Origin of the sequence: Thalassospira lohafexi (assembly GCF_002844275.1) — a bacterium.
Lineage (GTDB): Bacteria > Pseudomonadota > Alphaproteobacteria > Rhodospirillales > Thalassospiraceae > Thalassospira > Thalassospira lohafexi.
In genome coordinates this window covers 497,396-519,427 of the sequence record NZ_NXGX01000003.1, presented here as the reverse complement: position 1 = coordinate 519,427, position 22,032 = coordinate 497,396, and the positions used below count along the sequence as shown (strand labels likewise).

Here is a 22,032-nt window from a genome sequence, read left to right as displayed (position 1 = left end):
TTAAAACAATATCTTACGACAGAACGTCCGGGGATTTTTCCGCGGACGCATCCCGTCCCGCCATGATCTGATCCAGCGGCTTGACCGGCCAGGACAAGATCAGCAGCTTTTCATCGCGCGTCAGGCTTTCAATGCCAAGACGTGCCAGTTTTTCATAAATAATGCCAATCTCAATCGCGGTGCGGGCATCCGGTTTACGCGCGGGAAGCAATGCCGAATGCAGCGCATTGGCATACGGATCTTCGATCAGGCGCAAAAGCCCGTCCTTCACGTCACCACCGCCACCATTTTCAGCCGTGATCCGTTCAAGGGCGCGCAGTTCTTCGGGGCTGTCATATTCTTCAGGTGTGACAAAAAGCTTCATCCGGCGTGCGGCCTTGCCAATGGCAAGATTGCTGGAATAATGCGTTAACCACGGCGATAAAACCAAACCGGCCAAAATCGGCGAGAGCCACCAGAAGAATGCCGTATCAACAAAAACGGCAATCGCCCCCCAAATCAGCCCGATCACAATGATCGTGCGATGGGTTTTAAGGGCGGCACGAAATGGCACACCGGCATCGTCGCGTTCCTGCGCATCCCAGCCAACCTGATTGCCGGTCAGAACCGAAAACACAAATTGCGCATGCAACATCATCATGATCGGCGCCTGCAACGCGGAATACAGCGTTTCCAGCAGGCCACTCATGAGCACCATTACCCCGCCATACTGCTTGCGATCCCGACCAAGACACACCATCAGGATCGAGATGATCTTGGGCAGCACCAGCATGCCGATGGTAAAGATCAAAAGGACCAGCATTTCAAACGACCGGTCCACCGGCCATTGCGGGAACATCGTGAAATGTCCGGGGAAGAAGCTATAGGTCAGCTGCGTATTTTGCAGTGTGGCAATGGTCGAGCTTAACAACAGCAACAACCAGAGCGGCGACGAGGCAAAGCTCATCACCCCCATAAAGAAATGAAGTCGGCTCAGCGGTTTAAACCCATCGGCCACCATCAGGCGGGCGTGTTGCATATTGCCCTGACACCAACGACGGTCACGAATGGCAAAATCAATCAGATTGGGCGGCAATTCTTCCCAACTGCCTTCAAGTTGCGGGATCAACCAGCACCGCCAGCCAGCTTTGCGCATAAAGGCTGCCTCGACGAAATCGTGGCTCAGGATATGACCGCCCATTGGGGGCTTGCCCGACAGAACCGGAAGCCCGCAGCATTCAATGAATGCCTTAACCCGAATGATCGCGTTATGGCCCCAATAGTTCGAACTGCCCATGCACCAGAATGACAGACCCGCCGACATGGTCGGGCCGTGGACGCGCGAGATAAATTGCAAGATGCGGGCAAACAGCGTCTGACGGCCGGTCGGCTGCGGCGGACTTTGGACAATCCCGGCATCCGGGTTGTTTTCCATCAGATAGGCCATGTTGACCATGGCATCGCCTGACATCACACTATCGGCGTCAAACACGATCATATGATCGTAATTGGCCGCATAGGTCTCACAGAATTCCTTAAGGTTGCCCGATTTTCGTTCGGTGTTTTCGGCCCGTCTGCGGAAAAAGATCTTGCCGCGTGCATTCAGATCGGTACAGGCCTTTGCCCATGCCATTTCTTCGGCAATCCAGATATCGGGATCGCGCGTGTCAGACAGAACAAAGAAATCAAACGCATCTATTTCGCCCGTGGCCGCCAGGCTTTCATAACTTGCGCGAAGGCCTGCGAACACGCGGTTGGGGTCCTCGTTATACACCGGGATCACAACGACGTTCTTGGATCGCAGCGGCCCTTTGCGTGCAATGGGTTTAAGACGTTTGAGCGTAATCGCATCAAGCTTCAACCCGCGCAGGATCAACCCGACAATACCGGTAAAGAACGACAGTGAAATCCAGGCGAAGTTGATGCTAAAGAACGCAACCACCACCATTTCCATGATGGTCAACTGGTCCGCCCCCAAGACATCGGCCATCAGCCACGCGGCATAGACCGTTGCGGCAAGCGATGCGCCAAACAGAAAGAAACGCCGTGCCCCAACACCCGGCCCGCGCAGTCTGACGGCCGGGTCATAGGCGACCGCATCGTCTGGACTGCCTTTCGGATGATCGGGCGTCGGGTCGTTCTGTGGATCAGAAATCCGGTTCATTTGGGGCTACCTGAATATGTCTGTGATCAGCGGTCTGATGGACGGTTCTGAAAACCGGGTCAAAAGACCCACGGCATCGTCCAGGTTTCACTTAGGACCTGTTCGTCATACAAAAGGAACGCACGCAAATCGCTGCTGGCAACATCGCCGTCACGCAGCAGATCAAATATCACCCTGACCCCGCCGTTTTCCGGATCGGCCATCAGGCGGATGTTTTCAACCGTGCCATGGGCTGCACTGACGTTTGCCTTCATCTTAGCGATATTTTTAGTGAAATAGTCAAGATCACCACCAGCAAAGTTCAGAACGAACCGGGTTTTGGCCGGCTCATCATCGCCTTGTGGTGCAATCCGCATGATCCGGGTATCTGTCGCCTGTGCCATCTGGTGCAGATCATCACCGTCACGGGTTGCGGTAATGCTGTATTCGATCTGCATTTCACCGCCTGCCACGGGTTTGGTTTCCGGCACCCAATAGGCAACGATATTGTCGTTGCTTTCGCTTGGGATCGGGATTTCAACCAGTTCGACATGACCCTTGCCCCAGTTGCCCTTGGGCGTCACCCAATAGCCGGGTTGCTGATCGAAACGACGATCAAGGTCCTGATAATGGTCAAAATCGCGGTCACGCTGCAACAATCCAAACCCGCGCGGGTTTTCGTCAAGGAACGAACTGATCTGCAAGTTGACCGGGTTATCAAGTGGCCGCCACAGCCATTCACCATGACCATTATTGATCAAAAGACCATCGCTTGAATGCACTTCGCCGCGATAATCTTCAAAGGTGCGGCGACGCTGTTCGCCAAATAGGAACATGCCATTCAATGGCGCAAGGCCGACCTTCTCAATGCCTTCGCGGAAAAACAGATTGGCACGAATATCGGCTTTGCTGTCCGCACCCGGTATGATGTCAAACCGATAGGCCCCGGTGACGCGCGCACTATCAAGCAGCGCGTAAACCGTGATTTTGCGTTCGCCTTTTTTGGGCGCCACAATCCAGAATTCACGAAATACTGGCACTTCTTCGCCGGTTGGACCGGCCAGATCAAGCGCCAACCCACGTGCCATCTGACCAATCGACTGGCCTTCGCCCTGCAAACGGAAATAAGACGCGCCTAAAAACCGCGCCAGTTCATCGTTGCTGGTGACATCGGACAACGGATAGCGCAGCCGGAACCCGGCATAGCCCTGTGTCGAAAAATCATTCCCCGACAATCCGGCCTCGCCAAAATCAAACAGCCCGGCGGAATAGGGCACAACCTGCAAATTGCCATCGCGTACAAGATTGATCGCAATCGGCACGTCATACATGTTGCCCGGATGGAACAGCTCAAGCGAGAAGCCGGAATTTGCCTGACTGAAAAACGCCCTTTGTGACTTGAACCTGATCTGGTCGTATTCTTCCGCACTCAGATTGGCCAAGGCGTCGGGCAAATCACGATGCGGATCCTCAAACGGCTTTGCCGCCAGCGCACGGGCACGATCAATCACCATTTTCGGATCAAATGCCACCGGAACAGACGTAACCGGCTTGTCCTGATCAACAGCAGCCGGGGGTGTTGCGTCAGTTGGGCGCGCCGTTGTGTCGTTTTGCGGAGCGGGTTCATTTTCCGGATCTTGCACCGGGACGACGTCCGCGCCCGATGGCGCAGCCTCATCTGCCACAGGCGTTGCTTCGTCTGCCACAGGCGTTGCTTCGTCTGCCACAGGCGTTGTTTCGTCTGCCACAGGCGTTGCAACCGCTGCCGCACCGGGCTTCGGCTTTGCCGGCACCACGGCATCACCCTGCGACGCCGCCGCAGGTTTGCTATCCTGCGCCAAAGCCGTATGTGATGTGCCCAGCACAATGGATCCGGCTGCAAATGCAACCAGAAGGACATGTTTCAAGCTCAGCGCTGAACGCCGTTGACTGTTTTGCATCATTCTCGTTTGAGTTACCCAACCAATGGACTTCTTTGGAATCCTGATTGTGTTTGTGCGCAAAAAACGAGGCAGGAATGTGTCGCGATAAGGGAAAGAATTCGCAGTCTCCCATAACACACCCTACACGTATGATCTGAATTACGCCCATCCACCCTATACGCAAAGCGGCATTTTTGCATGGGCTATGGTCCTGAAATGCGGGGATTTCCGCCTTGACAGAACCGTGACTTTAAATGGCAGGCTGTGCATTTATGCCGTCCATAAAAAAGGGTCGGCCCATTTCAGGGCCGACCCGGACTTCAGATGACTGCGAATGCCGATCTGAAAGACCTCTTAATCAATAGCCAACCGCACAGCCATCCTTGCGCGGATCAGACCCCGCGACATAGCCAACATCGGTTTTGGCGATCAATTGTGCGCCCCCAAATCCAAAATTGGTGCTGTCTGGTGTCTCAACCGCAATGGCGTGGCCCTTGGCTTTCAACCCGTCAATGACGTCTGCACCAAGCGATGCCTCAACCGCAACTTCAAGCCCCGAAAGCGCCTGCCAGCGCGGTGCATCAACAGCCGTTTGCGGGTCCTGCCCCCAAAGCTGGGTGCGCAGGGTCATTTGCAAATGGCCTTGTGACTGCATCGGGCCGCCCATGACGCCAAAGCTCATCACCGGATTGCCGTCATCGCCCATCAGGAACGCCGGAATGATCGTCTGGAACGGACGTTTTCCGCCCGCAACATGGTTGGGATGGCCCGGTGTCAGGCTAAAGCCATGACCGCGGTTTTGCAGGCTGATCGACGTGCCCGGCACCACAACGCCTGAACCAAAGCCCATATAGTTCGACTGAATAAACGACACCATCATGCCGTTTTCATCGGCCGCGGTGACATAGACAGTCCCGCCATGCTTGGGCGCACCGGCCTTGAAATCCTGTGCTGTGTTCGTATCAATCAGTGCGGCCCGCGATTTCAGATACTCATCAGACAAAAGATGTTCGACCGTCACATCGGTCATGTAATCCAGATCGGCGACATAGGCGCGCATATCGGCAAACGCCAGTTTCATCGCCTCAATCTCAAGATGCAGCGCCTCGACCGAGTCGGGCTCATAATCAGAAATATTGGTGTGGCGCAGAATGCCCAAGGCAATCAGGGCCGAAATCCCCTGCCCGTTTGGCGGGATTTCATGCAGCTTCACCTTGCCAAAGCTTTGCGAGATTGTGCCAACCCAGTCGGCCTTGTGATTGGCAAGGTCGTCTTCGGAAAGGGCTGCCCCATTTTCCTTGGCAAAGGCGGCGATTTTGTCCGCCAGTTTACCCCGGTAAAAGCTTTCGCCCTTGGTCTGGGCAATATCAATCAGGCTATCAGCGGCGGCCTTGTTGACAAACAACTCACCGGCCTTTGGCGCCTTGCCACCGGACAGGAACGCCTCGGCAAAACCGGGCTGCTTGCCCAGCGTCTGACCGCCTTTTTCCCACAAGGTCGCAATGATCGGGGAAACCGCAAAGCCACGCGATGCATATTCAACAGCCGGTTCGAACAGTTTTTCAAACGGCAGTTTGCCAAATTTATCGGAAATTTCGCGCCATGCGGAAACCGCACCCGGCGTTGTCACCGATTCCCAACCGCGCTGTGGCATTTTATCAGCCTCGGCAAACCGTTCCGGGGTCCATGCTCCGGGCGCACGGCCAGATGCATTCAACCCATGCAGTTCTTTGCCATCCCAAATAATCGCATAGGCGTCCGATCCCAGACCATTGCCGGTCGGTTCCACCACGGTCAGTGCAATGGCCGATGCCAGCGCCGCATCCGCCGCATTGCCCCCGGCAAGCAACATGCGCAAACCGGCCTGTGCGGCCAGTGGCTGGGACGTGGAAACGATGTTGCGCGCCAAAACCGGTGACCGGCGTGAGGCATAAAGCGCGTCATGACGAAGTTTCATTGGAGTCTCCTAATCGCCGTCTTGTTCATCGGTGACAGCGCGGTTTTTCTTACGCATCTTCAAAACAGACCGGATGCTGAAAATGACAGACAGCAAGGCTGCGGCCAGTAATACCGCCGAAATCGGACGGGTAAAGAACACCGTCCAGTCGCCTTCACTCATCAAGGCACGGCGCAGGTTGGTTTCGGCAATCGGTCCCAAAATCACGCCCAGCACCAAAGGTGCCAGCGGGTAATCAAGCGATTTAAGCCCATAGCCAACCAGACCAATCGCACCAAGCAGATACAGGTCCGTCACACGGTTATTGAGCGCAAACGCCCCGATCACACAGCAAATCATCACGGTCGGCACGATGAACTGCTTGGGAATGTCGGTCACGCGCAGGAACAGACGCATCGACAGCACACAGACCACCAGCATCATCAATGACGCCACAATCATGGCAATGAACATACCATAGGCCAGATCGGCATTATCCATGATCAGGCGCGGGCCAACCGAAATGCCATGCACCATCAGGGCCGCCATCAGGATCGCATCAACCGCCGATCCGGGAATGCCCAATGCAATCATCGGGATCAGGCCACCGCCTGCGGTCGCAGAGTTCCCGGCTTCCGACGCGATCACACCATCTGGCGTACCCTTGCCGAATTCTTCCGGGGTTTTGGAGCTGCGCTTGGCCTGATCATAGGCCAGAAGGTTGGCAATCGAGCCACCGGCACCGGGAAGTGCCCCAATAAACACCCCAATCAGGGAGGACCGAATAAGGTTTACCGGATGCATCAGAACTTCGCGCATCACGGCCCAGGTCTTGAATTCGATCACATCGGGGATCAACGCCCCCTTGGTTTCTGATTTGCCATCATCTTCGACTTCCCCCATCAGCTGGCTGATGGCAAAGATGCCGATCAAGACAATCAGAAACGGCAGGCCCGGCATCAGAATGTCCGAGTCAAACGTCAAACGCGGACGTCCCATCATCGGATCGGGCCCAACGGTTGCCAAACCAAGGCCAATCACACCGGCAATCAAGCCACGCATCAGTGAATTACCGACAAGCGATGCAACAATCGTCAGCGCAAACACGATCAACGAGAAATATTCCCAAGGACCAAGTTTAACCGCGATCAGGGCCAATGGCGGTGCGGCAACAATCAGAATGATGGTCGAAATGATCGTGCCAAAGAACGATGACCAGACACCCAGCGAAAGCGCACGCCCCGGTTCCCCGCCACGCGCCATCGGATAGGCGTCAAAGGTGGTGGCAACCGAACTTGGTGTTCCGGGAATCCCCAAAAGGGCCGCACTGATCAAACCGCCGGTATAGCCACCGACATAGACCGACAGCATCACCGAAACGCCCTGCAACGGATCCATGGCAAAGGTCAGCGGCAAGGTCAGAATGATTGCCATCGTAACCGTAAAGCCCGGAATGGCCGCCGCAACGATCCCGGCAACGGAACCAATCAGCATATAAATCAGGGTATCGAATGCGAAAACCTGATGGGCACCGGCAAGAAATGCATCCAACATGATCGTAAACTTCTGTTAGCCCGCGAACAGCACGCCGCGCGGGAGAAACACGTTAAAGACTTCGGCAAACAGCAGATTCAAGCCAACCGAGAAAATCAGGGCGGCGATCAGGGACTGAATGACGGTCTTTTTCGAAATACCTGCGATCATAAGCTGCGTGATCAGCAGAAAGGCAAAGGTCGCCAGCGAAAACCCGGCATAGGGCAATACACCAAGATAGATCACCAGCAAGCCAAACAGCGCAAAGGCAAACCGGCGCACCTTGAGCCATTCCGCCAAAGCCTCCCCAAGACCACTTAGGTGACCGGTCTTGCGAAGATCAATGACGGTCCGAACTGCCGAAATCAGGCACAAGACCGCCAGAACGGCAAAAACCAGCTTGGGGAACGACCCCGCGCCAAGTGGTTCCCAGCGTGATGTCGGCAACGCACTCGCCCGGATGGACAGATAAACCGACCCCAAACCAAATACGATGTATGAAATCAGCCGTGCGAATTCTGCCCTTGCACGAGAAGCAGCGGATGCATCTGCACCCGCTGCTGCTGATTTCTCAGCCCCGTTCGTCATCCTGCGAGCTTGCCAACCAGACGGTTAACAGTGTCAGACAGTTTGCCGAGATAGGCTTTATATGCGTCCTGACCAAGGAAGACCGGCTCGGAACCAACATTTTTGATTTTGGTCCGGACGTCTTCGTTCTGCATGACTTTTTCCAGATGTGCTTCAAGCGCATCTGCAACGTCCTGCGGCGTGCCTTTCGGAAGAACGACACCACGGGTCACAGCAAGATCAAGATCCTGACCAAGTTCCTTGAAGGTCCGAACATCAGGCTCTTCGGCGGTACGTTCTGGCATGCCAACAGCGGCAAAGATCAAATCGCCATTTTCAACAAACTGACCCGCCGATGAAACGTCACCGATGGCAACGTCGATGTTGCCACCAACCAGTGCACGGATGCGCTGACCGGTACCTTCATACCCGACATAGGAAAACTGAATGCCAAAAGCATCTTCGATCATGGCCATGTGCAAATGCGGCACACCGGCAAGGGTCACACCCGCACGGACGGCACCCGGATGATCCTTGGCATAGGCAACCATTTCTTCAAAGGTCGAGAAATTGTCGTTCTTTGACAGCGTCAGATACTGCGGCGACGAGGTCACCAGCGCGATCGGCATGAAGCTGTCCCAGTTCAGGTCCGTAATGCCGGTCCCGTTTGAGATCAGAAGGCCTTCGTGGATCTGCGAAATCGTATAACCATCTGCCGGACGTTTGGCGAATTCTGCCAAACCAACATTGCCGCCAACGCCGGGCATGTTGATCACAGGAACTGCCTGACCGGTTTCTTCGGCAAGACCCTGTGCAACAAGACGCATCTGCGTATCACTGCCGCCACCCGGGCCCCATGGGACGATGAATTCAATTGGTTTCGTCGGATAGTCTTGCGCCTGCGCCGGGCCGGCAATGGCAGCAGCCATCAAACCGGCGGCAACGGCAATCTTGCGGAACATGGTAAGTGCCTCCTGATGAGTTATTCGAATCAATCAAAACCAATTAAATTTTGGTTCCGTCATTTTGTCGGCATATTGTTGTCATCTGAATATTGTATCCGCAAGCCTAAAAACGCATTTATGCGTATTTTTCGCGATATTTCACGTATTGTTGCGCAAATTTATTGCCAATCTGTAACCACTGGCGTTAGTACCTATACAGATGTAATCGCAAAATTGGTTTGGATTGGTTTGAGATGATTGAAATTGAAGGCACCATGAGCCTCTATCTGGTTTGGGGCGCTGCCATGCTGTTTGCCGGCGTTGTCGGTGGGATCATGGCCGGGCTTCTCGGTGTGGGCGGCGGCATTGTTATTGTGCCGGTGCTCTATCACTTTTTGACCACCATGGGGGTCGACGAGTCGCTGCGTATGCAGGTCGCGGTCGCCACCTCGCTGACCACAATCATCGCCACCGCCATCTCATCCACCCGAAGCCATTACAAGAAGGGGTCGGTTGATACGGCCCTTCTGAAACACTGGGGACCGGCCATTATCGTTGGTGTGATCATTGGGACCGCCATTGGCGGCCTTGCCGATGGTCGGGTTCTAACAATTGTGTTTGCCGTTGTTGCCCTTCTGGTGGCCGCCAACATGATCCTGGTCAAGGACCGCGAAACGGATGAGGCCAAAAATCCACCGAAGTCAGTCTGGGCCGTGCTGGGTGTGATTGCCGGTAGCCTGTCGGCCATGATGGGGATTGGCGGCGGCACGATTTGTGTGCCGGTGCTGAATTTCCTTGGCTATGACATCCGCCGCGCGGTTGGCACGTCTGCGGCCATCGGTTTGATCATCGCCATCCCCGGCACGATTGGCTATGCCATGTCGGGCATTGGTGTTGACGGGCGCCCACCATTCTCAATCGGCTATGTCAATGTTCTGGCAGCCGCCCTTTTGATCCCGATGACCGTGCTCTGTGCACCAATTGGCGCACGCATTGCTCACACCATTCCACGCCGGGCATTGCGCATGTGTTTTGGCCTGTTTCTGGCTGTGACATCATTGCGGATGTTCTATGATCTGATTAACTGATATCAGTTCAGACAAACGTCAAAGCCGAACCAGTCCTCTGGGAAATGACACCGCAAAAAATGGGTGCGGATTGGTTCGGAATAGGGATCGCCATAAAAAGAATAACGACAATGCATGATATCGCGACACAGGGACTGGCCGAGAAACTCAAAGCAGGCTTCACCGACGGCAGCTTCGTCAAAGACGGGCGCGTCATTGCAGAACGTCACCTTGCCGAGCAACTTGATGTTGGCCGCCGCGCCCTTCGCAAGGCATTTGACTTGCTTGAGGCCGAAGGCCTGATCTGGCGCCGTCAAGGACAAGGAACCTTTGTTGGCACCCCGCCGACCCCGCGCCTGCGCAAGCTTGAAGGCATCGCCACCAAAACCAGCCCGTTCGAAATCATGGAAGTCCGTCAGGAAATCGAACCGTCCATGGCCCGCTTTGCCGCCCTTCGTGCGTCACAGGGCGATATCGATGCCATGCGCACCATGGTCGAAAATGCGGCCCGCGCGACCACACAGGGCGAATATGAAAAATGGGATGCGGCCTTTCACCAGAAACTGGCGGAATCGGTTAAAAACACCCTGTTTCTGGCGGTGTTTGAGGCCGTCAACGCCGTGCGCCGCGATGCGGCATGGGCCCGCATGCGCGAAAGCAGCCATTCCGGCAGCCTGATCAACGACCTAAGTGCGCAACACCGTGAAATTGTCGATGCGATTGAACAGCGCGACCCCAAACGCGCCGAAGACGCCATGCGCCGCCATCTGGCACAGGTCGAACAGGCCCTAAAACAAAGCTGAGCGCTCGTTGCTCAACCTTGCGGGGCGAAACCGGCAAACATCCCGTGATACGTCTTAAGCGGCGGGCTGGCATAAGCCCCGACCTTGCTTGTGCGAAGACCCAGCATCGCCATGGCCTCAATCATCTTGACTGCCGCGCTGACCCCGTCAATTACCGGAACCCCAAGGTCTGCATGCAGACGATCGGCAATATCGGTCATGCCCGCACACCCCAGAACGATGGCTTCTGACCGGTCTTCTGTCAGGCTGACTTTTGCCTGTTTCTTAAGCGCGTGATAGGCCGCGTCTGCCCCATCGCCTTCGAAATCAAGCGTTCGGACACCCGCCGCACGGACAACACATTGCGATGCCGCGCCGTATTTCGCGACCAGATGTTCAAGCGGACGGACTGATACCGGCATCGGGGTGACAATGGCAAAACGCGATGCCACGGCGGCGGCCATGCGAAGCGCCCCTTCGCACAGGCCCAAAACTGGTGCGCTGGTCAAACAGCGTGCCGCATCAACCCCGGTATCGTCAAAACAGGCAACCACATACCCGCCAATCGGATTGGCCGCATGATCGGGTGCGGCTTCAAGGTCGCGAATGACTGACAACAATCCGACACTGGCAAAGGCCTCGTCGTAATATCCTTCGATGCTGGCCGGGCCAAATTGCGGATTAAGCGCGATGATATCAGTATTCACGCCAACAATGCTGCGTGCCTGATCGCCAACCTTTCGGGTGAACCCCTCTGAAAGGTTGGGATTGATAACCGCGATCTTACTCATGCTTTTTGCCCTTTGCGCATTCTTAGGATCGCCACCGATCCAAGGGCAAGTGCGATCACCAGGAACGAGAACCCGGTGGTCACCGTGCCCAGCGCATACAGAACCGGCGTCGTGACATTGGTGGTCATGCCATAAATCTCAAGCGGCAGGGTATTAAGCGCGCCTGCCGTCATCAAAGTGCGGGCAAATTCATCGTAAGACAGGGTAAAGGAAAACATCGCCACCCCGATCAAACTCGGCCCGACCATCGGCAAGACAACATATTGAATGGTTTGCCAGTTACTCGCCCCCAAATCACGTGCGGCTTCCTCGTATGACGGATCAAACCGGTTAAACACGGCAAACATGATCAAAAGCCCGAACGGGAAGGTCCATGTCAGATGCGCGCCAAGGGCGGATGTGAACCATTGTGGTTGCCATTCGATGATGTTGAACAGCAAGCCAATCCCCAGCGAAATCAGGATCGAGGGCACGATCAAGCTGGCAATCGCCAGATAGAACACAATACTGTCGCCCTTAAACCGGCGGCGGAATGCCAGACCGGCCATAAAGGACACAACCACGGTGACCACCATGACAATCAGGCCAAGCTTAAGGGACCGTAAAAACGACCCGCCAAAATCACCGACCGCCTGACGTTCAAACAGATTGCCAAACCAGTGGAACGAAAATCCGTTCATCGGGAAGGTCAAACCACCATTCACGCCCTGAAACGACAGGATAAAGATCGTCAGCATCGGCCCATAGAGAAACAGGACAAACAGGGTAAAAAACGCGGCAAGGAAGTAAAAACTCGTCGGACGCCGTTCACGGGTCTTGCGCGACATTGCCATGATTACAGCTCCTTCCTGATATCAACCAACCGCAACAATCCGGTCACGATCAACAGAACCGTAATCAACAGTACCACCGCACTGGCTGCGGCGGCCGGGTATTGCAACAGCCCGATTTCATTGGAAATCTGCAAACCAACCGATGCACTTTGCCCGCCACTCATCAAACGCACCGTGATGAAGTCCCCCATCACCACCGTGATGACAAAAATCGATCCGATGGCAATGCCCGGTTTGGACAGCGGTACGATCACTGATTTTAAGGTTTCAAACCCGCTGGCCCCGGCATCGCGGGCCGCCTCGATCAACGACCGGTCAATTCGCATCATCGAATTGAAAATCGGTACCACCATGAACAGGGTATAGAGATGCACATCTGCCAACACGACTGCGAAATCGGAAAACAAAAGGAACTCAAGTGGCTGATCGACAATGCCCATATTGATCAGTGCGGAGTTTAAAAGCCCGTTGCGCCCCAAAAACGGTATCCACGAAATCATGCGAATGATGTTTGAGGTCCAGAACGGGATGGTACACAGCATAAACAGCACGATCTGCCACGTCAGGCTGCGGACATGGAAGGCCAGGAAATAGGCCACCGTAAAGCCGATCAGAAGGGTAAACACCCACGTTAAGGCGGCATATTTCAAGGTATTGAGATAGATGCTCCAGGTCACAGAGGATCCGAGCAAGTAGCTATAATTTTCTAAAATAAAATCAGGCAGGATTCGGTATTCGTCATAATCCCAGAAACTGACAACAACGATGGTCAGCAACGGAATGACAAGAAAGACCGCAAAGATCGCCGCCATGGGCGTGATCAGAAAATAAGACGATCGTTTGGACGTATCAGAAGCCATGGTCTGTCCCTGAATGCCTGCCGGAATAAATGGTCAAATAAGCAATGATCAAGTCTGGCATTTGAAATCAATTAGTGTCTGAACCCAATTGGGTGTCGGGCGCGGTATAAACCGCGCCCGACAATGTCAGTCGCCAAATTATGCGGCGACGAATTCGTTCCACTTGCGGATCATGTGCTTGTTCTCGTCCATGACAGAGTTCCAGCATGCGACCGAGCCCATACGCTCTTCGTACGAACCGCCATCGCGCACGGCACCGGCTTTTTCCATAACCTTGCCTTCTGGGCTGAGGATATCGCCTTCGGCAGCTTTGCCTTCCATCCAGAAGCCCCATTCGTCTTCGGACATGAACTTTTTCGCAGTTTCTGGCGCCGCACTGTAATAGCCCTGACGGTTCAGATACGCACCGACCCAGCCCGAAAGGTACCAGTCGATATATTCGTAGGCTGCTTCCAGTTCGAGACCCGAAAGGTGCTTGGCAAGACCAATACCGCCACCCCATGCGCGGTAGCCTTCTTTAAGCGGCTGGTACTTACAGGCGATGCCTTTGGAACGCACGGCCGCAACTGCCGGTGACCACATCGACTGAATAACAACTTCGCCCGACGCCATCAGGTTGACCGACTCATCGAAGCTTTTCCAGAACGCACGGAACTGACCGGCATTTTTGGCTTCGATCATGATCGCGATGGTCTTGTCGATTTCTTCCTGCGTCATGTTTCCTTTATCGCCATAGGTCATTTCACCCATGGCTTCGCACACCATTGCCGCATCCATAATGCCAATCGACGGGATGTTCAGGATCGATGCTTTGCCTTTGAACGCCGGATCGAGCAGATCAGCCCAGCTGTCAATCGGACGGTCGATCAGGTCCGGGCGAATACCAAGGGTATCAGCATTGTAAATGGTCGGGATCAGGGTCATCCACTGGGTCGGTGCGGATGCAAAATCAACGCTGTCGGGACCTTCGACAAAACCAACCTTATGCGGTGCGGTGCCTTGGGCAATTTCAGAATCCGGGGTCAGTTTACCGGTAATGAACAGCTTGGAAATCGCGTCATAGTTTTTAAGCTTGGTGGTGTCCATCGGCTGCATGGTGCCGGCCGGGAAAACCTTTTTACAAATCCAGTATTCGATATCGGCGATATCAAACGAATTTGGCTGGGTCACTGCGCGCTGGGCGACCGCGTCCGAATCAAGGGCGGTCATCTGAAGCGTAAAGCCAAGGTCTTCTTTGACCTTATCGGCAACCGCATTGATGTTGGAAACACCTGTGCCGAACTGGCGCAGGGTTACATTTTTGATGTTTTGCGCCCAGATGGTCGGAAAACCGGTAATCGCACCCGATCCAATGGCCGCACCGGTCGCAACTGCGGCACCCTTAACAAAGCCACGACGCGAAACGCCGGTATCGGTAAGAAGATTCTTCGCTGATTTTTTGATGTCGATCGTCATGTGAAGCACTCCTGATAATTTGTTTGGTTTGTTTTCGTTTACGCCAGAACATGTGCGTGTTCAGGCTTCCAATAGGCGATGAACTTGTCCTGGCGCCTTACTGGCGCCTGCCGAAATTCACTTTCGGTCTTCATCAGAGTTATCTCCTTGCCGTCGCTTGTCGTCGCGACGATCCTGACCCACAGCCCGAGGTACTCGACCGTGGTAATTTCGACAGGGATTTGCCCGTTTTCGGTATCTTCCGGCGCGTTTTCGTCCAGACCGATCAGGTCTGTGCGAATGGTGAATTCAAGTTCCTCACCAGCCTTTCCGTCGGCAAAACCAGGCAGGAAAAAGCTGTCAGGTCCACGCGCAAGCAAGGTGCCCGCCGGGCTGGATTGCGAAACCGTGCCTTTGAAAATGTTTTGACCGCCCATGAAATTGGCGATGAACCGCGATTTGGGCTGATTGAAGATTTCCTGCGGGCTGCCTTTCTGGCGAATGATCCCGTCTTCCATCACCACCACCATGTCCGACAGGGCCAAGGCCTCGTCCTGGGCGTGGGTGACATGAACGAACGTAATGCCAAGTTCCTGCTGCAACCGGCGCAATTCATCACGCATGCGCGCACGCAAAAACGGATCAAGCGCCGAAAGCGGCTCATCAAGCAGAAGGACCGAGGGTTCTGTAATCAAGGACCGTGCAAGTGCGATACGCTGTTGCTGCCCGCCCGAAAGCTGATCAGGTTTGCGGTCGGCAAACTGTTCCATCTGAACGCGCGCCAACATTTCCTTGGCGCGCTCTTTGCGATCCGGTGCTGAAACACCCTGCATCTTCAGGCCAAAGGCAACGTTCTCCGCACAGGTCATATGCGGAAACAGTGCATAATTCTGGAACATCATCGCCGTGCCGCGTTTGACCGGCGGCAGTTCCGTGACATTGCGATCACCGATCAAAAGATCGCCTTCGCTAATCACTTCATGACCGGCGATCATACGCAAAGTCGTCGATTTTCCGCAGCCCGAAGGGCCAATCAAGCAGCAATATGCGCCCGCCGGAATTTGCAGATCAATGGATTTGACCGCCTGTGTGCTGCCATAGAACTTACTGACAGCAATCAATTCAATGGCTCCGTCGCCCTTCATTCGCTCACCCGTCGCTGCACGCAAAATTGTTAACAATATTATTGTCGATTGCTGGCAAAATGCGTGCCACTTGTTCTTATTGGCTGTTTTGTGCGGGAGTCAGCTTAAACATTCATACAAACCGCAGAAGCCCTGCTTGTTTTCTGCACATCATTTGCGCGTTTTTTACGCATTCTGGTTTGATTGGTGATTATTAATGCAATCATATGGAAAAGGATGAAACTGACCTCTTGGATTTTTTATTGTTAAAATCGTCAACAATTTTGTAGAAATAAACCCACACCTAAAAAACATGAACGAACGGAAAGAATCGTCACGATGGCCAAGGCCGAAGATTCGGGCGCCTACAAGGGCAGCGGGAAGCTCCGCCCGGAGGAAATGATCTATCAGGAAATGCTCGATGCGATTCTTGATCGCAGGCTGGAACCGGGCATGAAACTGGTCGAGGAAGATCTGGCCAAGACGTTTGGCGTCAGTCGGGCGCGAATCCGTGCGACGTTCCTGCAGCTTGCCCATGACAAACTGATCAATCTTGTGCCCAATCGCGGCGCCTTTATTGCCGAACCCACCATCAACGAAGCGATTGAGGTGTTTTCTGCGCGCCGCATGATTGAGGACGGTGTTGCCCGCAAAGTGGCCACCAGCATGACGCCGGAACGTGCCGATCAAATCAGAAGCCATCTGGCGCGCGAACATGCGGCCCACCATGACGGCGATCACCGCGCCGCCATCATTTTATCGGGTGAGTTCCATCTTCTTCTGGCCCGTCTGACCGGCAATCTGGTGATCGAGGAATTTTTGGAGCGGCTGATTTTGCGAAGCTCATTGATCATTGCGATGTATGAAAGCCCGCAGCCGGTTGATTGCTCTCACAGCGAACATGACCGCTTGCTTGATGCATTACTCGGTGGCGATCCCGATGTGGCAGCCGCCGAAATGTCCCGCCATCTTGATGCCATCCGCGACCGGTTGCAGCTTCAGCGCCCCAAACCCGGCAAAACCGACTTTGCCAGCATCTTTGGCCGCACACCAAGATCCGAAGCCAGCTAAGCTCAATCAAGCCAAGCCAAACCGGACAACTCCCTACGCCAACATCCTTAACTGTGACTGTGATGCGTCCGTCAACATGGGCAAAGCAATGATGATCCCCGTCATCTCCGGTCATCGCGGGGAACAACATCATGTCCTGTACCGTTAAATGTAAGAAGCAGCTTTACCCTTAGACAGTTTTACGCGGCAGACAGCATGCCGATCATGCCGACACCATGACCAAGTCACCCGCCACAAGGTGCGTGCACCACATCGGGCGCAGACCTGATATCGAAAATCTGACAATTGGCGCGTTCCGGTCGCAACCTCAAAACCACCCTAAACCGATAGCCAGCAAGCATTGTATAAAATATTCGACCAGCATAAATGAGCCTGTTACTGTCCGAAAAACCATCAAATACGGCCCCGCCGCAATATTATCATATTGTATGATGTTTACATCCGGGGGCCGAGAACCTAAGCTGCGCCGAGTTTATCAAGACTGCGCCCTTTGGACTGCCGCGATGCCTGGCATCTGCCGCGGTCTGAACTGGATCGCGCGGTACATACAAAGTCACAGGACTTACATCTCATAGGAGACCTACATGCTTAGTGGACAGCATTATATCGCCGGTGAATGGCTCAATGGGCCGGACGTATTTCAGGCCGACAGCCCGGCAACCGGCAACAAACTGCCAACCAAATTTCAGCACGGCACAGAAGAACTGGTTGATCAGGCTGTTACCGCCGCACAAGCCTGTGCCGAAGAATTCGCCGCCATGCTGCCAGCCAAACGCGCAGAATTCCTGCGCGCGATTGCTGATGAGATTGATGCACGCGGCGACGAAATCACCGAAATCGGCACCCTTGAATCAGCTCTGCCTGCTGCACGCCTGACCGGCGAGCGCGGCCGTACCGTTGGACAGTTGCGCTTCTTTGCTGACTGGATCGAAGAAGGCTCATGGTTCGAAGCCCGCATTGAAACCGCACAGCCAGACCGTCAGCCGCTGCCAAAACCTGATCTGCGTGTGATGAACAAGGCGCTGGGTCCGATTGGTGTGTTTGGCGCGTCCAACTTCCCGCTGGCCTTTTCGACTGCTGGCGGTGATACCGCATCGGCCCTGGCTGCTGGTTGCCCGGTTGTGTTTAAGGGCCATGCTGCCCATCCCGGCACCTCAGAAGTCGTTGCCAAGGCAATTGAAGCCGCCGTTGCCAAAACCGGCATGCCCAAAGGCGTGTTTAGCCTGATCCATGGCGGCACACGCAAAGTTGGTCAGGCACTGGTTGCCCATCCGCTGATCAAGGCCGTGGGCTTTACCGGGTCGACCGGTGGCGGTCGTGCGCTGTTTGATATCGCGGTATCGCGCCCGGAACCGATCCCGTTCTACGGCGAGCTTGGCTCAAACAACCCGGTCTTCCTTCTGCCCAAAGCCATGGGCGAAAAGGCCACCGAAATTGCCAAGGGCTGGGTCGGGTCACTGACCATGGGTGTTGGCCAGTTCTGTACCAATCCGGGTCTTCTGATCGCGGTTAAGGGTGCCGATCTTGATGCCTTTGTTGACACGGCTGCCTCTGAGCTTGGTCAGGTTGGCGGAACTGCCATGCTGACCGACCGTGTTTCAAGTGCCTATCACGATGTCACCGACGCCATGAGCAAACATGGCAAAGTCACCTGTGCGCTGAAACGCCGTGATTCTGATGGCAAATTCGAAGGCAGCCCGGCGATCTTCCGCACCACGGCGGCTGACTGGAAAGCCAACCCGGAACTGGCCGAGGAAATGTTCGGTCCGGCCGGTATCATTGTTGAATGTGACACTGTTGATGAAATGATTGCCCTGTCAGCAACCCTGATTGGTCAGTTGACCGCAACTGTTCACATGGTTGATGGCGATTCAGACGTTGCAGGCAAACTGCGCCCGGCATTGGAAAAATGTGCCGGTCGTATCCTGATCAACGGTTGGCCAACCGGTGTCGAGGTTTGCCATTCCATGGTGCATGGCGGGCCATACCCGGCAAGCACAGACTCGCGTTCGACCTCGGTCGGGTCGCTGGCGATCAAACGCTTTATCCGTCCGGTTTCCTATCAGGCCTTCCCGGATGCGCTGCTGCCAGCCGCCATTCAGGATGCCAACCCGCTGAACATTCCGCGTCTGGTCAATGGCAAATGGCAAATGCCAAGCTAAGACCATCAATGGTCACACAAATGAAAGGCGCGGCCATAGGGTCGCGCCTTTTTGTATGAGGAATGCAAATACCTTTGTCAGGCGTCGCGCGGGATACCGTTGGGATCATCGCTGCCACGCTGATATTTAAAAGTCCCGGCGGCGGTTCCGATCACATCACCGTCGGCGCTATAGGCGGTTGCTTCGGTAAAGACGATCTTGCGCCCGCCGCCCTGTTTCCGACCCACTACACGCACAATCCCATCCGTGCCCGCCCCTATGAAATTGGTAGTCAGGGTCAGTGTGACCGATTTACGGACATTTCCCGGCACCGGGCAGTAACACACCGCATACCCCGATACGGTATCTAGCAAAGTCGCCAAAACCCCGCCATGCAGAATGCCCCCGCGGTTGCGGTGATAATCCTTGATGTCGAGCTCAATCACAGCATGGTTTTCCGACCACTCCACCAAGCGGTATCCCAGATGGTTTTGCAGGCCACTGCCACTGGACTGTTCATAGGCAAGATTGTCGTCAATTGCAGTCATGGTTGCGGCCTTTGTGGTGAAAACTTTATCTAGGGTCTGACCCCAAGCTATAGCAGATGTTTACCCGGCCCGTGAAGCATGCCAATGCCCGCCAGCCATCCCCACCGATCCCACCTCCAAAATACCCTATAGATGGCTGGAAGCTTAAATCATGCTGCACAGCAGTATCTATTTAACGTCTTTATTTCAATGCCTTAACCCTATCGTTCTCCAAACAAGAACGGGATAGCGGTGAAAGGAGAATAGTCGTCAGACCCGGTGTTTGATATTTCTGAAATCACCGCAGACGAACAGTATGCCGTAAAGGAAAACATCATGACGACGATTGCTTTTAAAGACAGCACCACCATCGAACGTGAAGTCCGTACCGGCTGGTTCACCAGCTTTGTCCGCGCACTTCAGGTTGCCGTGATCATGAAGGCTTCGCAGGCCAAAAATCACGCCGAACTGACCGCGGATTGGAACAATGCGTGGCGCAAGGTCGAGGGTTAATTCACCCTCGCGAGCGCCCCGTGCAACGATCTGCAAATCACCGCACGTTCAAAGCGCTTGACGCTTTTGGTTGAACCACCGAAAACGGTTCTATGCAAAAGTTTGATATTGTTACCATCCGGTTGTTTGTCGCCATTGTGCGCGCCGGAAGCATTAATGAAGCAGCACGGCGCGAACATATCGCGACGTCGGCAGTCAGTCGCCGCATCGGCGAGCTTGAGGCCATGCTGGGTGTCAAACTGTTGCGCCGCCTGCCGCGCGGGGTCGAACCGACCGAAGAAGGCGAGATTTTTGCCCGCTACGGCGAGAAGCTTCTGGGCGACCTCAATCATCTTTCCAATGAATTGCGCGATTTCAATGTTGGCGAGAAAGGCAAAATCTATCTTGCCGCCGTCACATCGGCCATTTTGACCGGCCTGCCAAATTTTCTGGCTGATTTCGAACGCGACTTTCCCGATATCACCGTTGATGTTCGCGAACTGACATCGCGCGAAAGTGCCGAGGCCGTCCGCGAAGGACGGGCTGATCTGGCCATTCTGGCCGATAACAGCCCGCGTGGGGATTTAAAGCATGATGTGTTTTGTGATGATCCGATCTGGGTCGTCACCCCCAAAGGTCACCCCCTGATCAGCGACGATACCAATCCAAAACCGGTCAAATTTTCTGACGCCGCCAAATACGACATCATCTCGTTACACGAAGGCGGGGTGATTGATGATCTGATCAGCGAAGCAGCATCGAAATTGAAACTCGACATGCACCCGCACATCAAGGTCGTGCGGTTTGGATCCCTGCGTCAGATGATTGCCGCTGGACTGGGCATCGGGTTCTTACGCAAAAGTTCTGTTGCCGGATATGTCGGGCATATGAACATTTCTGGTGCGCCGATTGCTGATGACTGGGCCAAACGTCAATTGCTGATCGCCCATGAAGGCGATGAAAACCTGACAAGTTCAGCCCGGACGTTTCGCGATTATCTGTTGAAAAAGTCGGCAGAAACCAAATTCAAACCCGTTCTGGGATAAAATCCCCGGCCCATCACCAACAACAGCCTTTAGGCCGAACGCGCCATTCTTTCTGACCACAAATCATAACCGGTCGGGCCAAGTGGCACAGCATATTTGCCAAACCGGGCAACATGACGGTTGGCTTCCGCAATGACGAGGGTTGGCAGTTCGTCCCACTGTCCGATTGGCGCAAGAATTTCGATTTCCTCACCCGGACGCGCAGAAATCAACTGTGGTAAATCATCGCGCGCATGCATGCCCCCGCCCGCAAGCATCGGGACAATCAACGCATTTTTGCGCGATCCCAAATCGCGCCAATCAGCCAGAGATGGGTGACCTTCGATATTGCCCACCACAATTTCCGCCGACGGGCAGAACCGCGACAGGTCATCGGCAAACCGCAACGTCTCCGGCAAGGCTTCGGTCAGGGTTTTCAAACCATGCGGGACAAGAAACACCGATGTATCCGATGCCTGCCAACCGCGCCGCGCGATGCCATCCTGCACATGGTCGGCAACCATTTGGGTAAAGCCCGGCAAATTGATCGCCGGTGGCAGGATCACCGCATCGTTCAGGCCAGCGTCCTCAAGGTTCTTGGGCAGTTCTTCAAACACCAGATAGCCTTCGCTGAAAAACAGCGGGAAAAGGATCAATCGGTCGGCATCACCAAACTGCTTTAAGTGGTCAAGCTGATCTGAAACAGACGGTTGACTGCGCATATAACCGAAACTGACACGCCCATCCCAACGATCGCGGACCTTTGCCGCCAGTTGCCCGGCGGGATCACCGCCATTGCCACTGTTGCCATGTGCAACCATCATCAATGTTGGCATTTCAAATTGTGTCATGCTGACCCAA

At 54.6% G+C, this 22,032-nt stretch carries 19 protein-coding genes; 6 read left to right on the top strand and 13 right to left on the bottom strand.

Annotated elements, in window-relative coordinates:
• Positions 1-13: 13 nt before the first annotated feature.
• From mdoH to COO92_RS09380, 6 genes are all read right to left on the bottom strand, one after another.
• Positions 14-2,143, bottom strand: a complete 2,130-nt coding sequence (mdoH, locus tag COO92_RS09405) for a glucans biosynthesis glucosyltransferase MdoH (protein ID WP_240626387.1) — start codon at positions 2,141-2,143, stop codon at positions 14-16.
• Between the two features lie 59 nt (positions 2,144-2,202).
• Positions 2,203-4,065 (bottom strand): OpgD/OpgG family glucan biosynthesis protein, encoded by a 1,863-nt coding sequence (locus COO92_RS09400; RefSeq protein ID WP_240626386.1) that lies wholly within the window; start codon positions 4,063-4,065, stop codon positions 2,203-2,205.
• Positions 4,066-4,402: 337 nt separating this feature from the next.
• Positions 4,403-6,001 (bottom strand): gamma-glutamyltransferase family protein, encoded by a 1,599-nt coding sequence (locus COO92_RS09395; RefSeq protein ID WP_101301597.1) that lies wholly within the window; start codon positions 5,999-6,001, stop codon positions 4,403-4,405.
• 9 nt (positions 6,002-6,010) lie between these two features.
• A complete protein-coding gene (locus COO92_RS09390) occupies positions 6,011-7,534 on the bottom strand; it encodes a tripartite tricarboxylate transporter permease (RefSeq protein WP_101301595.1) in 1,524 nt (507 codons plus the stop codon).
• 15 nt (positions 7,535-7,549) lie between these two features.
• Positions 7,550-8,101 carry a tripartite tricarboxylate transporter TctB family protein gene (locus COO92_RS09385; protein WP_101301593.1) on the bottom strand — a complete coding sequence of 184 codons (552 nt, stop codon included), beginning with the start codon at positions 8,099-8,101 and terminating at the stop codon, positions 7,550-7,552.
• Complete coding sequence (locus tag COO92_RS09380; RefSeq protein ID WP_101301591.1) at positions 8,098-9,042, bottom strand: tripartite tricarboxylate transporter substrate binding protein; 945 nt, start codon at positions 9,040-9,042, stop codon at positions 8,098-8,100. The genes COO92_RS09385 and COO92_RS09380 overlap by 4 nt, the downstream gene beginning before the upstream one ends.
• Before the next feature lie 236 nt (positions 9,043-9,278).
• On the opposite strand from COO92_RS09380, the gene COO92_RS09375 reads away from it, so the two are divergent.
• Positions 9,279-10,112, top strand: a complete 834-nt coding sequence (locus COO92_RS09375; RefSeq protein WP_028791615.1) for a sulfite exporter TauE/SafE family protein — start codon at positions 9,279-9,281, stop codon at positions 10,110-10,112.
• 110 nt (positions 10,113-10,222) lie between these two features.
• Positions 10,223-10,894, top strand: coding sequence for a FadR/GntR family transcriptional regulator (locus tag COO92_RS09370; protein WP_101301589.1), 672 nt, complete (start codon positions 10,223-10,225; stop codon positions 10,892-10,894).
• An 11-nt stretch (positions 10,895-10,905) separates the two neighbouring features.
• Here COO92_RS09370 and COO92_RS09365 read toward each other — a convergent pair whose 3' ends face one another.
• The 5 genes from COO92_RS09365 to COO92_RS09345 form a co-directional block, all read right to left on the bottom strand.
• A complete protein-coding gene (locus COO92_RS09365) occupies positions 10,906-11,664 on the bottom strand; it encodes an aspartate/glutamate racemase family protein (RefSeq protein WP_101301588.1) in 759 nt (252 codons plus the stop codon).
• Positions 11,661-12,497 (bottom strand): ABC transporter permease, encoded by an 837-nt coding sequence (locus tag COO92_RS09360; RefSeq protein WP_022732809.1) that lies wholly within the window; start codon positions 12,495-12,497, stop codon positions 11,661-11,663. Before COO92_RS09360 ends, COO92_RS09365 begins: the two co-directional genes overlap by 4 nt.
• A gap of 2 nt (positions 12,498-12,499) precedes the next feature.
• Entirely contained in the window at positions 12,500-13,357 is an 858-nt protein-coding gene (locus COO92_RS09355; protein WP_101301586.1) for an ABC transporter permease, read from the bottom strand.
• Positions 13,358-13,495: 138 nt separating this feature from the next.
• On the bottom strand, positions 13,496-14,812 hold the full coding sequence (locus tag COO92_RS09350; protein ID WP_101301584.1) for an ABC transporter substrate-binding protein: 1,317 nt from the start codon (positions 14,810-14,812) through the stop codon (positions 13,496-13,498).
• A 38-nt stretch (positions 14,813-14,850) separates the two neighbouring features.
• The gene (locus tag COO92_RS09345; protein WP_022732812.1) at positions 14,851-15,936 is read right to left on the bottom strand and encodes an ABC transporter ATP-binding protein; all 1,086 of its coding nucleotides are present in this window, start codon (positions 15,934-15,936) and stop codon (positions 14,851-14,853) included.
• 318 nt (positions 15,937-16,254) lie between these two features.
• Between COO92_RS09345 and COO92_RS09340 the strand changes: the two genes are divergently transcribed.
• Together COO92_RS09340 and COO92_RS09335 are read left to right on the top strand one after the other, a co-directional pair.
• On the top strand, positions 16,255-16,986 hold the full coding sequence (locus tag COO92_RS09340) for a GntR family transcriptional regulator (protein WP_101301583.1): 732 nt from the start codon (positions 16,255-16,257) through the stop codon (positions 16,984-16,986).
• Positions 16,987-17,570: 584 nt separating this feature from the next.
• The gene (locus COO92_RS09335; RefSeq protein WP_101301581.1) at positions 17,571-19,148 is read left to right on the top strand and encodes an aldehyde dehydrogenase (NADP(+)); all 1,578 of its coding nucleotides are present in this window, start codon (positions 17,571-17,573) and stop codon (positions 19,146-19,148) included.
• A gap of 77 nt (positions 19,149-19,225) precedes the next feature.
• Here COO92_RS09335 and COO92_RS09330 read toward each other — a convergent pair whose 3' ends face one another.
• Positions 19,226-19,675, bottom strand: coding sequence for a PaaI family thioesterase (locus tag COO92_RS09330; RefSeq protein ID WP_101301579.1), 450 nt, complete (start codon positions 19,673-19,675; stop codon positions 19,226-19,228).
• A gap of 315 nt (positions 19,676-19,990) precedes the next feature.
• On the opposite strand from COO92_RS09330, the gene COO92_RS22060 reads away from it, so the two are divergent.
• Positions 19,991-20,167 (top strand): hypothetical protein, encoded by a 177-nt coding sequence (locus COO92_RS22060; protein ID WP_165792310.1) that lies wholly within the window; start codon positions 19,991-19,993, stop codon positions 20,165-20,167.
• Between the two features lie 92 nt (positions 20,168-20,259).
• Complete coding sequence (locus COO92_RS09320; RefSeq protein ID WP_101301575.1) at positions 20,260-21,192, top strand: LysR family transcriptional regulator; 933 nt, start codon at positions 20,260-20,262, stop codon at positions 21,190-21,192.
• A gap of 29 nt (positions 21,193-21,221) precedes the next feature.
• Here the strand turns inward: COO92_RS09320 and COO92_RS09315 are convergent, their stop codons facing one another.
• On the bottom strand, positions 21,222-22,022 hold the full coding sequence (locus COO92_RS09315; RefSeq protein WP_101301574.1) for a sirohydrochlorin chelatase: 801 nt from the start codon (positions 22,020-22,022) through the stop codon (positions 21,222-21,224).
• Positions 22,023-22,032 lie beyond the last annotated feature (10 nt).

What these genes read in the sequence shown, in the direction of transcription:
- COO92_RS22060 (WP_165792310.1), top strand. Translation starts at nt 19,991, where the DNA reads ATGACGACGATTGCTTTTAAAGACAGCACCACCATCGAACGTGAAGTC.
- COO92_RS09315 (WP_101301574.1), bottom strand. Translation starts at nt 22,022, where the DNA reads ATGACACAATTTGAAATGCCAACATTGATGATGGTTGCACATGGCAAC.
- COO92_RS09370 (WP_101301589.1), top strand. Translation starts at nt 10,223, where the DNA reads ATGCATGATATCGCGACACAGGGACTGGCCGAGAAACTCAAAGCAGGC.
- COO92_RS09340 (WP_101301583.1), top strand. Translation starts at nt 16,255, where the DNA reads ATGGCCAAGGCCGAAGATTCGGGCGCCTACAAGGGCAGCGGGAAGCTC.
- COO92_RS09385 (WP_101301593.1), bottom strand. Translation starts at nt 8,101, where the DNA reads ATGACGAACGGGGCTGAGAAATCAGCAGCAGCGGGTGCAGATGCATCC.
- COO92_RS09380 (WP_101301591.1), bottom strand. Translation starts at nt 9,042, where the DNA reads ATGTTCCGCAAGATTGCCGTTGCCGCCGGTTTGATGGCTGCTGCCATT.
- COO92_RS09330 (WP_101301579.1), bottom strand. Translation starts at nt 19,675, where the DNA reads ATGACTGCAATTGACGACAATCTTGCCTATGAACAGTCCAGTGGCAGT.
- COO92_RS09365 (WP_101301588.1), bottom strand. Translation starts at nt 11,664, where the DNA reads ATGAGTAAGATCGCGGTTATCAATCCCAACCTTTCAGAGGGGTTCACC.
- COO92_RS09345 (WP_022732812.1), bottom strand. Translation starts at nt 15,936, where the DNA reads ATGAAGGGCGACGGAGCCATTGAATTGATTGCTGTCAGTAAGTTCTAT.
- mdoH (WP_240626387.1), bottom strand. Translation starts at nt 2,143, where the DNA reads ATGAACCGGATTTCTGATCCACAGAACGACCCGACGCCCGATCATCCG.
- COO92_RS09395 (WP_101301597.1), bottom strand. Translation starts at nt 6,001, where the DNA reads ATGAAACTTCGTCATGACGCGCTTTATGCCTCACGCCGGTCACCGGTT.
- COO92_RS09390 (WP_101301595.1), bottom strand. Translation starts at nt 7,534, where the DNA reads ATGTTGGATGCATTTCTTGCCGGTGCCCATCAGGTTTTCGCATTCGAT.
- COO92_RS09400 (WP_240626386.1), bottom strand. Translation starts at nt 4,065, where the DNA reads ATGATGCAAAACAGTCAACGGCGTTCAGCGCTGAGCTTGAAACATGTC.
- COO92_RS09320 (WP_101301575.1), top strand. Translation starts at nt 20,260, where the DNA reads ATGCAAAAGTTTGATATTGTTACCATCCGGTTGTTTGTCGCCATTGTG.
- COO92_RS09335 (WP_101301581.1), top strand. Translation starts at nt 17,571, where the DNA reads ATGCTTAGTGGACAGCATTATATCGCCGGTGAATGGCTCAATGGGCCG.
- COO92_RS09360 (WP_022732809.1), bottom strand. Translation starts at nt 12,497, where the DNA reads ATGGCAATGTCGCGCAAGACCCGTGAACGGCGTCCGACGAGTTTTTAC.
- COO92_RS09375 (WP_028791615.1), top strand. Translation starts at nt 9,279, where the DNA reads ATGATTGAAATTGAAGGCACCATGAGCCTCTATCTGGTTTGGGGCGCT.
- COO92_RS09355 (WP_101301586.1), bottom strand. Translation starts at nt 13,357, where the DNA reads ATGGCTTCTGATACGTCCAAACGATCGTCTTATTTTCTGATCACGCCC.
- COO92_RS09350 (WP_101301584.1), bottom strand. Translation starts at nt 14,812, where the DNA reads ATGACGATCGACATCAAAAAATCAGCGAAGAATCTTCTTACCGATACC.